Source organism: Mycobacterium sp. 20KCMC460 (genome assembly GCF_022179425.1).
Lineage (GTDB): Bacteria > Actinomycetota > Actinomycetes > Mycobacteriales > Mycobacteriaceae > Mycobacterium > Mycobacterium kiyosense.
On sequence record NZ_AP025524.1, the window covers coordinates 4839284 to 4851760 of the forward strand.

The following is a 12477-nucleotide window of genomic DNA, read 5'->3' on the forward strand; positions in this document are numbered from 1 at the left end:
CGATGGGTGGGTTGTCCGGCCGGGTGGCTATCGTCACCGGAGCGAGCCGGGGGGTGGGCCGCGGTGAGGCGCTGGCCCTTGCAAAAGAGGGAGCCGCCGTCGCACTGGTTGCCACCACCATGGCCGGCGTGGAGAAAGTTGCAGTCGAGATCGAGGAGATCGGCGGGACTGCGCTGCCGCTGGAATGCGACGTCAGCGTCCGGGCACAGGTCGATGCCGCCGTGGCTGCCACGTTGGATCGCTTCGGTCGCATCGACATTCTGGTCAACAACGCACAGCGAATTCCCGTCGACCATCCCTTCGAGACCTGGACCGAGCCCGAGCTGCGCGAGACCTGGGAATCCGGCTTTCTGGGCACCTGGAATTTCATGCAGGCCTGTTTCGAGCCCATGAGGGAACGAGGGTACGGCCGAATCATCAACACCTGCTCGATGGTGGGCTACTTGAACTGGCCCGGTTTCAGCGCGTACGCCGCGACGAAAGAGGGAGTTAGGGCATTGACGCGCACCGTATCCCAGGAGTGGGGCCAGCACGGCATCACCGTGAACGTGATCTCGCCCGCCGTGGCCTCCGACGCGCTCGACATGCTCTACCCCGAAGGCGAAATCCGCGACGCGCTGCTGGCACGTTTCCCGATGCGCAGATTCGGCGATCCGGAGGCCGACATCGGCCGTACCGTGGCCTATCTCGCGGGCCCGGACGCCTCGTACGTGACGGGCTGCACGCTGAACGTCGACGGTGGAATGGGTGTGGTGGTCTAGTCATGCTGAAAGCGCAATCGCTGCTGAACGAGGCGAGAACGATGGCCGGGCTCGACGATTACGGCGACATGCAGTTCGCCGACGGCATGGCCGTGTTGATCAAGTCGATCAACGACGAGGCTGGCTTGACGCCGCAGTACGAGGAGGCTCTCAAGGAAGAACTGTTGCGGGTGTTGGTGAACCGGCTCCGGATGAACCGGGACCTGCAGCTGCACCCCGAAATCGCGGACGAGGAGGTGCTGCCGCCGGTCTACATCACCAGTATGCCGCGCACGGGATCCACCAAGCTGCACCGAATGCTCGCGGCCACAGGCGATTTCAATGCCTTGCTGTACTGGCAATCATTGAATTTCGCGCCGTTCCCGGACGCCGACCCGGATGGGCCCGACCCGCGCATCGAGGCGGGTTACCGCCACCTGGCGCATGTCAGTGCGCAGGCCCCCGGCTTCCAGCGCGCGCACCCGATGTTCGCCGAGGAAGCCGAAGAGGAACTCAGCCTGCTCGACGCCGGCTTCAACAGTCTCTATACCTGGGCGGCGTTGCTCGACGTCCCGACGTACATCGAGTACGTGCTGCGATCGTCGCCATTGGCGGCGTTCGAGGACATGCGCAGAACCATCCAGTACATCCAATGGCAGCACTACCGGGGATTGGGCAGGCGCTGGGTGTTCAAGACCCCATCGATGTTCGGCTTCGAGGGCGCCTACTCGGCGGTGTTCACCGGTACGGATTTCATTGTCACCCATCGCCACCCGCTGCAGACGGTGGCATCGATGTGCAACCTGATGTGCGGCAGCCGCTCGAAATACAGCGACGCCGACTTCACCGCCGTCGCCGGGGAAACGATGATCCACAACTTCGCCGAAGCTCAAAAGGGCCATCTTGCCTGGCGGGCAACCTATCCGGAGCCCAAAACCCTCGACCTGCGATTCAATGACATCACGAGCGACGAAATCGGCGTCGCGAAAGCCGTTTACGACTTCCTTGGCATGGAACTGACCGAGCGGGCGATCGACAATATTGAAGCCTGGCTCGCAATGGATGCGGGACGCAACCACCAGCCGTGCCGAGACACGTTGGCCGACTACAACGTCGAGGCGTCGTTCGTCGAAACCTCATTCGCCCCGTACATCGACCGCTACGAAAAGTACCTTTAGCGGAGAAAGGATCGAGAATGGCAGAGCAGGCACGAGCGGACGCGATCGCCGCCGCCGACAAGCAGTGGCGCGCCTATACCGAACCGCTTCTCGAGCTCGGCGGACAGGTCGCCGAGATGTGGCCTGAGGTCGACGACGACCCGCAACTGCGCGCGGAGCTACTGTGGTTTCTGTACTCGGAAATCGGCGCCGGCTTCATGACGGTGGCCTGGGCGAACGACCACCACCCCGACTTCTTCCCTTGCTGGGGGCAGGTTTTCAACAACGGTGGCAACATCAATCCCGACGGCGTGTACTACATGACCCCGATTGACGACAGCGGCGTGTATAAACTCGCCGGTTTTCGCGGCACCCTGCGCGTCGTCGACCTGCAGCTCGGCGACGGTTCGGTATTCGCATGGGGAAAGCTCAATGACGACTTCAGTTTCGGTCCGACACTGGCGAACTATGATCTCGACGACGATGTCACCATCGACGACGCGGGCTGGTTCGAAGTAATTCTGAGCGCACGGCGCCCCGACGGCTGGACGGGCGACTGGTGGCCGCTGCCGCCGAAAACCAACTACCTTCTCGTGCGCCAATTCGCCTACGACTGGATCAATGAGGTCGACGCGCGAATCGCCGTCGACCGTCTCGACACACCCGCCGCGAAGCCCCGCAGGACGGCCGAGGAGATCCAAGGGATGCTGGCCCGCGTCCCCGAGTTCATGTATGCGTCTCTGAAGACCCTCGATGTGCCGATCCACGCCGAATCCGGTCTCGGGGCACCGGGATTGGTGAACAATCTGGTCAAGATCGATTACGCCCCGGACCAGGCCGGCCGCGCCGGACAGTGGTACATCGCGGGCCGCTTCGACCTGCAGCCCGACGAGGCGTTGATCCTCGAAATCGCTCCCGGCGAATGCCGGTACTGGAACCTGCAGCTTGCCAACGAGGTGACCAACACCCTCGACTTCTACAACCGGCTCATCGGAATCAACGGATCACAGGCCGAACCCGACGCGGCGGGGGTGTTCCGTGTCGTGGTCTGCGATCGGGATCCCGGGGTGTGGAACTGGCTGGACACCGTGGGCCACCGCAGGGGCTTTCTCTGGGGACGCATGGACCGTACCAACGACTACGAGCCCAAGGCGAAGCTGGTTAAGTTCGCAGATGTGCGTGCCGAACTCGGGCCCCAGGTACGCGACGTGACACCGGCCCAGCGAGAGGCCGAGATTCGTAAGCGCCGGATGGGTGCACAGTTGCGCCGGCGGTGGTAGGGCGCCCCGGCGTCACGCCAGCGCAGCTGTGGCCGCCCCGGGTTGCGCCAGCGTGACGTTCGGCGACGCGACTCGGCAAAGAGCCCGTCTGGACCGGCGGCCCACCAGTCGGATTGGCGAGGTGGGCGTGATAGGAGCGCCTACCGGACAGGCGATCCTGAGCCCTCGGCAGGCGGCGCATCCTGGACTCGAAAACAACTTAAGCCTATAGTTTTGCGTGAATGCGCCCAGGTCTCCGAACTGCGCAGTGCGGGATATGACCGACCAGCCCCTTTGGCGCCGAACTGTTTTGGGAGGCGATAGGCAATGAAGGTGCGCCTTGAACGCAGCAAGTGCGCTGGGCATGCGCAGTGCTATGCGGTGGACCCGGATCTGTTCCCGATCGACGACGAAGGCTACTCAATCCTGCAGGACCACGTCGTCAGCGCCGGCGACGAACAGGTGACGCGCGATGGCGTCAACGCCTGCCCGGAGCTTGCGCTGATCCTCGAAGAGGACTAGCGACTATCGGCGCTGCCGGCTAATAACCTTCTCGCCATAGGTTAAAGCGTCGCAGACCCGCGCCGCAGGTCCGACGCGTGACACCTTCCTGCCGCGACCCGTCAGCCGGAAGATATCCGCCTTTCAGGACAATTTTTCGGTAGATCCGCGACACCGTCGGGGCCGACCGGACTGGTGACCGCAATCCAGCTGACATTTCTTGATTGACGTTTCATACCTAGTGTCGTAAGTTTAAGGCGACAGCCAAATGTAGCCGGGGTCACACCGGCGTGCTGCCACAGTGCCACGACCTCGCCCATCAGCCCAGGGCTTCGATACCGGAGGCCATTCGGGCCGGGGGCGCACCGCCAACCGAAGGAGCACGATGAAACTCGAGGGCAAAGTAGCCTTGATCACCGGAGCGGGTTCCGGCCTCGGCAGGCAGGCGGCGCAACTGTTCGCTGCCGAAGGCGCCAGAATCGCGATCGTCGACATCGACTCGGATCGTGCCGAGCAGGCGTCAAAGCTGGTCGAGCAACAGGGCGGTGACGCGATCGCAATCACCGCCGACGTCGCGCAGAAGGACCAGATAACCGCCGCGGTGGCCAACACCGTCGATCATTTCGGCAAGCTTGACATCGCCTGGGCCAACGCGGGAATCGTGTCGCGCGGCGGTGCGGCGGCCCTCGGTACCGAACCGGCCATCGAGTTCGAGGATATGACCGAAGCCGATTGGCAACATGTGCTGGGCGTCAACCTGAGTGGCGTCATCTACACCGCCCAGGCCGCGGTCCCCCACCTGAAAGCCAATGGCGGCGGCACCATTCTCGCCACGTCCTCGGCGGCCTCTCTCGTCGCCTACCCAAAGATCCCCATGTACTGTGCGACCAAAGCCGGCGTCAACGGCTTGGTACGCGCCCTGAGTCTGGACCTCGGCCGCTACGGAATACGGGTCAACGCCATTGCGCCAACCCATGGCATGTCACCCAACTTCTTGATGCCCCCGGGAACCCCGGTGGTGGGCCAGTCCTACGAAGAGGTTGCGGGCCCGTGGAATCCCACCGTGTCGCCGATCCCACTGAAAATCCCCCGCCCCCCGTCGCTGCTCGACAATGCCAAGGTGGCGTTGTTCCTGGTGTCCGACGACTCGGCCTACATCTCCGGGGCCACCCTCGGCGCCACCGACGGAGGAACCCTTGCCCGCGTCGGAATGTGGTTCCCCGACGACCTCAACCCCGAGCCCGTTCCCACGGCGAATTGAACTGGTGCCGAACTGAGTTCGCCAACGATTGGAGCGTAAAGAGATGACAACAGCTATGGACCGCGTACCCCCGAACCTCGTCACCGACTTCGACGTCTACGACCCGGACCTGGCCACCCCGGTCGACGTGTTTCAGGAGCGAGTGGCCGAGCTGGCCGCCAAAGGCCCCGTCGTGTACTCGCCGGCCTACGGTGGCCACTGGGTAATCACCCGGTACAAGGAAATTCATCAGGTGCTCACCGACCCGGAGACATTCTCCAGTCACCCGAACAACCTCGTCACACCCGTCGATTTCGGTAAATTCATTCCGCTCGAGCTCGACCCGCCGGAACACACCGCCTACCGTCAGGTCCTCCAACCGCTGTTCAGTCCGCAGCGCATGAAGAAGCTGTCGGGCGAAATCCGGACCGTGGTCAATGAATTGATCGACGGGTTCGCGTCGAAGGGCCACGCCGAATTCATCTCCGAGTTCGCCCACGAGTTACCGGCCCGGATCTTCTTGGCCCTGATGGACTGGCCGCTGGAAGATGCCCCGCTGTTCACCGAGGCCACCGACATCGTGTTGTTCGGAAAACCTGGTGGCACGCAAGAGGAGTCCGACCAGGCCCGCATCGCCGCCGGTCTGACCGTGGCCGGCTACTTCCAGAAGGTGATCGAGGACCGCCGGAACAATCCACGCGACGACGCGACGTCCACCCTGATCAATACCGAGGTCGAATTACCGGACGGCACAAGGTTGCTCGAGGACCAAGAGCTCATCTTGATGTTCTACTTGCTGTTGATGGGTGGTCTGCACACCGTGCAGGGATCGCTGGCCTGGGCCATCGTGCATCTGGTCAACAACCCCAGCCAACGAGAGCTCATCCTGGCCGACCCGGCCGTGATCCCCAAGGCGGTGGAGGAGATACTCCGCATCGAAGCGGCCGTCGCCGCCGGCCGCCGGGCAACCCGCGACGTCGAACTCGGCGGTGTCAACATCGCCGCCGGCGACCAGCTGTTGCTGATGTTGTGTTCGGCCAACCGTGATCCGGATACCTTCCCCGAACCCGACAAATTCGACATCAACCGCTCCCCCAACCGGCACTTGTCCTTCGGCGCCGGGGTGCACCGCTGCCTGGGCTCCCATCTCGGGCGCATCGAGTTGACTGTCGCCCTCGAAGAGTTACACCGGCGTATCCCCGATTATCAACTGGTGGAAGAGGATCCCCCCATCTTCCACTCGACGCAGGTGCGCGGCTGCCTTCGCATGCCGATCACCTTCACACCAGAGAAGTGAGTCCGATGACCACATCACTGCCCCGTCAGGACCGAATCCGTCGCGCGATCGAGCTGCTGCGCAACGAGACGACCGACAAGTTCGACGACGTCGTCGGCTTTTCCGCGAGCGAGTTCACCGATCCGGTGCTCGCGCAACAGGAGCGGGATCTCATCTTCGGCCGGGTCCCATCGATCATCGCCCACGGCACCGAGATCGCGCGTCCGTACGACTTCATGACCGTGCAGATGCCACGCAACAACGTCATCGTCGTGCGCCAAAAAGACGGCGGCGTCAAGGCGTTCGTCAATCTGTGCCGGCACCGCGGCGCGCTGTTGGAGGACAACGAGAAGGGCAGGTGCCGGTTCTTCTCCTGCCCCTACCACCGTTGGTCCTACGATCCCGACGGCTCGCTGCGGATGGTCACCCGAGATGCCACGTTCGGCGAGATCGACCGTAAGAAGCAGGGGCTGGTGGAGTTGCCGTGTGAGGAGCGGCACGGCTTCATCTGGGTGGTCGACAACGCTCACGCTTCGATCGACGTCGCGGCCTGGCTGGGCCCGGAAATGGATTCGATCTTGGCGGGCTATCACCTGGACAAACTCCAATGCGTACGGTCGGCCGGTTTCGACGAACCGACCAACTGGAAGATCATGCAGGATGCGTTCCTCGACGGCTACCACATTCAGTACGCGCACCCGAACACCGCGGGCAAGATCATCCACACCAATGTGATGGCATTCGAGGACTTCGGTCGGCACTGCCGATTCATCGCGCCTCGTAAGTCCATCGACCGCTGGCTGGAAGAGGATCCGGGCGACCGCGAGCTGGACCGCTACGTCACCGAGACGCATTTCCTGCTGCCGAACAGCACGTTGCTCCGCCAGCCAGACCACTTCCAGCTGTTGACCTTCCGCCCCCATCCGAGCGATCCCGCCCAGTCGCGCATGGAGCAGCGACTCATGGTTCCCAGTCAGGAAGAGTCCGGCATGGACGAGGCGCACTGGAACCGCCGGTGGGACAAGAACTGGGAGATTCTGCTGGCCGTCCTGCACAACGAGGACTTCCCGTTGCTGCGCAATTCGCAGCGCGGCATGGCCAGCGCGGATGCCGGCGATATGCTGCTGGGCCGCAACGAAACCGCCAACCAGGTATTTCGCCGGGAGACCAAAAAGCTGATCGCCGAAGGCAGCGGCACAGAATGACCCCACCATGATCAAATATGAATGGCGGACCACGCTCAGTGCCGACGAATCGGCCGAACTGTCCGACCTACTCGGCCGCGCCGCCGACTACGACGCTGAGCCGGAATACAATCGGATCGACTTTGCCGACGTCGATCGCGCTATGTCCCAACCAAATTCGTCACAACGCCACCTGTTGATCTGGATGCTGCCGCACGCCACCGCCATGGGTGAGCCCGATCAACCCGAACGGATCGCCGGGTTGCTGCAACTCAGTTGCCAGCCGGACGGATCGGCCTACGCCAGCGCCGTCATAGACCCCAGTCTGCGTTCGATCGGGATCATGACGCTTCTGGTGGAACGCGTCGGCTTGGACACGTCCGCTCCCGGCGGCTGGCTGGACACCGGTGCGCATACGGTGACCGCTTGGGCACAGGGCAACCATCCGGCTGCCGGCCGGCTTTCGAACCGGTTCCTCATCCCGCGCACCCGACGGGTGTGGAAACTTATCCGCTCGACCGACACACTCGAAGATGCCACCGCTGCACCGGTTCTCGAACCCGCCGACGATACATCACTCGCCGAGCTGAGCTGGGTGTCGGCGTCCCCGGGCGGAGGCCACACCTATGCGCTGCGTGAGGCGGGGCGCATATTTGGAGTCGTAGCACTGGATCTGCGGGCCGTGGCGTCCGACGAATTCGGCCGCTGCGGCACCATCGTGTCCGCCAGCGCTCCGCCGGCGGCCGAAGTGGCCCAGCGCCGCCGACTCCTCGACGGCGCGGCGGCCGTCGCGCACGAGGCCGGACTTACCGGCGTGATCGTTTACGTCGACGCCGACGACACAGCGATGGTCAACGCCTGCCGGATGGCCGGCTTCCAACACGACCGCACGGATGTGCGCTACGAAATCGGGGGCCACCGATGAGCGACACGATTCCGGCCGACTTGGCCAGCACCGCCGAATCCCACGGTAAAGCTGTTGCCGCAGGCGACAACAAGACAGTGCTGGCAGATTTTCTGCCCGACCGCGTAGGTCAGTTGATAGCCTCAGCCAAAGTCCCGGACCAGCTCAAGGACGCGCAGGTGCGCACCATCCGCGAAGCAGAGCCGGGCAGCTACGACGTCACCATTCGGTACACCAAGCTCGACGACCAATGGTTCGAATTGCGCAGCCACTGGGTGCGGTTCACCGATGGCAGCTGGCGAGTGGCCAGCGTCCGCAACATCCCGGACACCCCGCCGTGGACGAGTCTCACCGGCCCGTCCCCCGACGGTTTGGACACCGCGCACTGGGAGGGGCTACGAGCGGGAAGATTACTGATACAGCGCTGTCCGCGGTGCACGAGCTGGATCTGGTCGCCGCGCCCCATCTGCCCGGGCTGCCATTGTTTCGAACTGGAATTCGAGGACGTCGAACCGGTGGGAACCATCTACTCGTGGACACGCACCTGGCAACCCTTTACCCCGGAGGCCACCGGCCACCTTCCCTACGTGGTGGTGCTCGTCGAACTCCCCGCAGCCGCCAACCGCCGGGTGCTCGGGGTGCTCGCCCACGCCGACGGGCTGACCCCGCGCATCGGAGCGGCCGTTCGTGGAACCATCGAGCAGCCGCCCGACGACCGGTACTGGCCCCTGCTGCGCTGGCACTTACAGCCTGATTCGGACGGAGGCGTCCGGTGAGCGGGTTTCGAGGTTCGACCGCAGTGGTGGGTGTGGGATCCACCGACTACTACAAACGCGGCACCAGCCCGCTGTCGTCGGCACAGTTGGTGCTGCAGGCCATTCTGCGGGCCTGCGACGATGCGGGTGCCGATCCGCGCGCCGTGGACGGGTTCGTTTCCTACGCAGGGGATTCCAGCGAAGGTCTGGCTATCGGCGCCGCGCTGGGCGTCCATGAAGTGCGCTGGTCGACCCAGGTGTGGGGCGGCGGCGGCGGTGCGGTCGCTGCCGCAGTCAACTGCGCTGCCGCCGCGGTACACAGCGGTCAGGCCAGCTGCGTAGCGGTCTACCGCGGCCTGTCCGAGGCCACCGACGGTCGCGGGGCATACAACAAGGGACACATGGGCCACCTCTACGCCGCACACGGCATGATGGCTCCGGCCCAGGTGTGTGCGATGCGCACCCAGCGGATGCTCGAAGTCGACGGGGTACCACCTTCGACGATGGAAGCGATTGCGCTGGCCGGTTACCACCACGCACAAAACAATCCGAGCGCGGTAGCCTACGGTCAGCCACTCGATCATGACCGCTATCGGGGCGCTCGGCTCATCTCCGAACCGCTACGACTCTTTGACTGCTCTCGCGAAAATGACGGTGCCACAGCGGTTTTGGTGGTCAGCGCGGAGCGCGTCGGGGACTACCGCGGGACGCCGGCCTACATCCTGTCCGGCGTACAGGGCGCGGCGGCCGGCTGGACCGAATCGGTCGAGAACGAAAGCAACTACACCAGCGCGGGATTTCATCCCGCTTTGGTGAAGCGGCTGTGGGAGGGCGCGCAGCTGACGGCGAACGACGTCGACGTGGCGCAGGTGTATGAGAACTTCACCGGTCCGGCGGTAGCGTCGATGATCGATCACGGATTGTGCCCACCTGGGCCGGCCGCCGGCGAGGTCCTCACCGTCGACAACTTGACCGTCCAGCGTGGCCACCTCCCCATCAACACCGCCGGTGGAAACATCGCCGAAGGTTTCGTGCACGGCATCGGCCTGGTCGCCGAGGCGGTGCGGCAGATTCGCGGTGGCTCGCCCAATCCTGTTGTCGATGCTGATGTTTCGCTGCTGATCGGCGGACCGATGGCCCCGCTGGTGAGCTCGACGGTGTTCGGGTCGGCCGCCACCATCTGACCCGCTGGGGAAACGAGGAGGAAAATGGCCGCGACAGTCGGCTCCGCACTGCACTGGTGGGCAAGGACCAAGGGCGATCAACCCGCCATCATCCTCGGTGCGGAGCAACTCAGCTATCGGCAGCTGCACGACTGGTCCGGTCGGCTGGCACGTCGGCTGGTCGACGATGGCGTCAAACCCGGTGATCGGGTCGGCGTGCTGGCGCCCAACGCCCTGCAGTGGCCAGTGGCGGCGTTGGGGATCATGAAGTCCGGCGCGGTGATGGTGCCGTTCAACGCCCGCCTCAAGGCAGCCGAAATCCGCAAGATCGCCGACGACGCCGGGCTCAGCTTACTGATCGCCGCCCCCACCCATACCGCCGTAGCGCACGAGGCACGAGAGGCCGGCCGGGAATTCGCGGTGCTGTCTTTCGACTACGTCGACGCCGAACGAACCGGCGCTCCCGACGATTTCCGCGTCGACCCGGCCGGCGACGAGCCGATCGCGGTGATCTTCACCAGCGGCTCCACCGGCCTCTCCAAAGGCGTGATCCTGACCAGCAACACGCTGCTGGCCATGGTGCTGGAAAACACGCTGACCGAAGAGGGTTTCCGACCGGGCACCGTGACGTTACTGGTCCTGCCGTTGGCTTTCACGCCGGGCCTGGTGTACGGATTGCTGATCACCACGGTGCTGGGCGGAACGCTCATCGTCGAGCCAGAACTCAACCCGTCGCGCGCGGTCAAACTTATCGAGCAGCACTCCGTCCGCGCGATCTTCGGCGTCCCGCTGATCTTCGAGTCTCTTTCTCGTGCCGAAGAATTCCGCAACGCGGACTTGAGCTCGCTGCAAACCGCAATCGTCGGCGGAGCGGCGGTGCCTACGGACCTGCTGAAGCGCTGGGCCGACAAAGGGGTGTTGCTGCGCCAGATCTACGGAATGACCGAAGCGGGCGGTGTCGCGACCGCGACACAGAGAGCCGACGCGATGGCCCATCCCGACTCCTGTGGCAGCGGCTCCATCTTCACCGAAGTCGCGGTGGTGGACGAACACGGCTCGGTGGTCGGACCTGGTGAACACGGCGAGATCGTGGTGCGCGGTCCCGGGGTAACGCCGGGATATTGGGACGATCCGCAGACTACGGCCGCGGCAATCCGGGACGGCTGGCTACACAGCGGGGATCTGGGAACGCGCGACGAACAGGGACGCATCAAGTTCGTCGACCGGATGAAGGACCTGATCATCTCCGGTGGAATCAACATCTCTCCGGTGGAACTGGAAGCGACCATCGGCAGCCTTGACGGTGTCGCCGAAGTGGCCGTGATCGTGGCGCCGGACGAACGCTTCGGTGAGACGCCGGCGGCGATCATCACGGTGAAACCCGACGCCGAAGGCCTGGACGAGGCCGCGGTGATCGCGCACTGCGAGCGACTGTTGTCCGACTACAAAGTGCCACGGTATGTGGTGCTGCGGTCGGACCCACTGCCCCGGTTGCCTAGCGGAAAGATCGCCAAACAGGCTGTCCGAGAGGAATATCATGACATCAGCCAACGATTCACCCGGGCGAGATGACTCCGGGGCCGGTGCGGTTCTGCTACCCCCGCCGGGGATGTCCCTCAGCCTGGCCGGCCACGGCAGGGCCAAGCGGCGCACCAACACCAGCGTCCTGAGCACCGATGCCGCCGAGGCGCGCCAACAGATCCTGGCCGCGGCCGAGAATGTCATCGCCCGCTACGGCGTCTCGAAGACCACGATGGACGACATCGGCAAGCAGGCCGGTGTATCTCGTCCCACCGTGTACCGCTACTTCGGCGACCGCGACAATCTGTTGTGCGCCTTGATCGAACGGCGCACGCGGATGTTGTTCGATCGTGCCCGCGACTATATCTTCGGGTTCGAGTCTTTCGACCGGCAACTCGTCGAAGGGCTGTTGTACCTCGTCGACCATGGCCGCAAGGACCCGATCGTGCGGATCCTGGTCGGCCCCGAGAGCCTCGGTGTGACCACGCCGATCGTGAACGGATCCGCGCTGGTCGTCGAGCTCACCGCCGAGATGTGGGAGCCGGTGCTGCAACGGGCGATCCAGCGCGGCGAAATCCGTTCGGATCTCGACGTTCTGGCGGTGGGCCAGTGGCTGGCGCTGGTGCAGTTCATTCTGGTCGGGCGCCGCGATGTTGCCGGCGTCGACGAGCCCGCAACCCGGGAAATGCTTCAACGTTTCGTGCTGCCCGCGTTTATGCCCGAGACGGGCGACAAGTAGGCACGCTCGGCAAAACCGATAGAGCTGAACCCGGTCTG

Annotated in this window: 12 protein-coding genes; all 12 read left to right on the forward strand. The window is 64.2% G+C overall.

Going from position 1 to position 12477, the window contains the following annotated elements:
* Positions 1 to 2 precede the first annotated feature (2 nt).
* Positions 3 to 761: an SDR family NAD(P)-dependent oxidoreductase gene (locus MKCMC460_RS22275; protein ID WP_238304827.1), complete on the forward strand. Its 759-nt coding sequence runs from the start codon at positions 3 to 5 to the stop codon at positions 759 to 761.
* A 2-nt stretch (positions 762 to 763) separates the two neighbouring features.
* Complete coding sequence (locus MKCMC460_RS22280; protein WP_236977163.1) at positions 764 to 1918, forward strand: sulfotransferase; 1155 nt, start codon at positions 764 to 766, stop codon at positions 1916 to 1918.
* A gap of 17 nt (positions 1919 to 1935) precedes the next feature.
* Positions 1936 to 3177 (forward strand): hypothetical protein, encoded by a 1242-nt coding sequence (locus tag MKCMC460_RS22285; protein WP_236977165.1) that lies wholly within the window; start codon positions 1936 to 1938, stop codon positions 3175 to 3177.
* A gap of 306 nt (positions 3178 to 3483) precedes the next feature.
* On the forward strand, positions 3484 to 3678 hold the full coding sequence (locus MKCMC460_RS22290; RefSeq protein WP_236977167.1) for a ferredoxin: 195 nt from the start codon (positions 3484 to 3486) through the stop codon (positions 3676 to 3678).
* A gap of 364 nt (positions 3679 to 4042) precedes the next feature.
* Positions 4043 to 4918, forward strand: coding sequence for an SDR family NAD(P)-dependent oxidoreductase (locus MKCMC460_RS22295; RefSeq protein ID WP_238304828.1), 876 nt, complete (start codon positions 4043 to 4045; stop codon positions 4916 to 4918).
* Between the two features lie 43 nt (positions 4919 to 4961).
* Positions 4962 to 6194, forward strand: coding sequence for a cytochrome P450 (locus tag MKCMC460_RS22300; RefSeq protein WP_238304829.1), 1233 nt, complete (start codon positions 4962 to 4964; stop codon positions 6192 to 6194).
* Positions 6195 to 6199: 5 nt separating this feature from the next.
* Positions 6200 to 7378 carry an aromatic ring-hydroxylating dioxygenase subunit alpha gene (locus tag MKCMC460_RS22305; RefSeq protein ID WP_236977168.1) on the forward strand — a complete coding sequence of 393 codons (1179 nt, stop codon included), beginning with the start codon at positions 6200 to 6202 and terminating at the stop codon, positions 7376 to 7378.
* Between the two features lie 7 nt (positions 7379 to 7385).
* A complete protein-coding gene (locus MKCMC460_RS22310; RefSeq protein ID WP_236977169.1) occupies positions 7386 to 8282 on the forward strand; it encodes a hypothetical protein in 897 nt (298 codons plus the stop codon).
* A complete protein-coding gene (locus MKCMC460_RS22315; RefSeq protein ID WP_236977170.1) occupies positions 8279 to 9037 on the forward strand; it encodes a Zn-ribbon domain-containing OB-fold protein in 759 nt (252 codons plus the stop codon). The genes MKCMC460_RS22310 and MKCMC460_RS22315 overlap by 4 nt, the downstream gene beginning before the upstream one ends.
* Complete coding sequence (locus tag MKCMC460_RS22320; protein ID WP_236977171.1) at positions 9034 to 10200, forward strand: transporter; 1167 nt, start codon at positions 9034 to 9036, stop codon at positions 10198 to 10200. The genes MKCMC460_RS22315 and MKCMC460_RS22320 overlap by 4 nt, the downstream gene beginning before the upstream one ends.
* Positions 10201 to 10224: 24 nt before the next feature.
* Entirely contained in the window at positions 10225 to 11751 is a 1527-nt protein-coding gene (locus MKCMC460_RS22325) for a class I adenylate-forming enzyme family protein (RefSeq protein ID WP_236977172.1), read from the forward strand.
* A gap of 37 nt (positions 11752 to 11788) precedes the next feature.
* On the forward strand, positions 11789 to 12439 hold the full coding sequence (locus MKCMC460_RS22330) for a TetR/AcrR family transcriptional regulator (protein WP_236977173.1): 651 nt from the start codon (positions 11789 to 11791) through the stop codon (positions 12437 to 12439).
* Positions 12440 to 12477: the final 38 nt, after the last annotated feature.

Coding starts and splice junctions, on each gene's coding strand:
- MKCMC460_RS22300 (WP_238304829.1), top strand. CDS start 4,962: ATGACAACAGCTATGGACCGCGTACCCCCGAACCTCGTCACCGACTTC.
- MKCMC460_RS22330 (WP_236977173.1), top strand. CDS start 11,789: ATGTCCCTCAGCCTGGCCGGCCACGGCAGGGCCAAGCGGCGCACCAAC.
- MKCMC460_RS22315 (WP_236977170.1), top strand. CDS start 8,279: ATGAGCGACACGATTCCGGCCGACTTGGCCAGCACCGCCGAATCCCAC.
- MKCMC460_RS22285 (WP_236977165.1), top strand. CDS start 1,936: ATGGCAGAGCAGGCACGAGCGGACGCGATCGCCGCCGCCGACAAGCAG.
- MKCMC460_RS22325 (WP_236977172.1), top strand. CDS start 10,225: ATGGCCGCGACAGTCGGCTCCGCACTGCACTGGTGGGCAAGGACCAAG.
- MKCMC460_RS22275 (WP_238304827.1), top strand. CDS start 3: ATGGGTGGGTTGTCCGGCCGGGTGGCTATCGTCACCGGAGCGAGCCGG.
- MKCMC460_RS22280 (WP_236977163.1), top strand. CDS start 764: ATGCTGAAAGCGCAATCGCTGCTGAACGAGGCGAGAACGATGGCCGGG.
- MKCMC460_RS22310 (WP_236977169.1), top strand. CDS start 7,386: ATGATCAAATATGAATGGCGGACCACGCTCAGTGCCGACGAATCGGCC.
- MKCMC460_RS22290 (WP_236977167.1), top strand. CDS start 3,484: ATGAAGGTGCGCCTTGAACGCAGCAAGTGCGCTGGGCATGCGCAGTGC.
- MKCMC460_RS22295 (WP_238304828.1), top strand. CDS start 4,043: ATGAAACTCGAGGGCAAAGTAGCCTTGATCACCGGAGCGGGTTCCGGC.
- MKCMC460_RS22305 (WP_236977168.1), top strand. CDS start 6,200: ATGACCACATCACTGCCCCGTCAGGACCGAATCCGTCGCGCGATCGAG.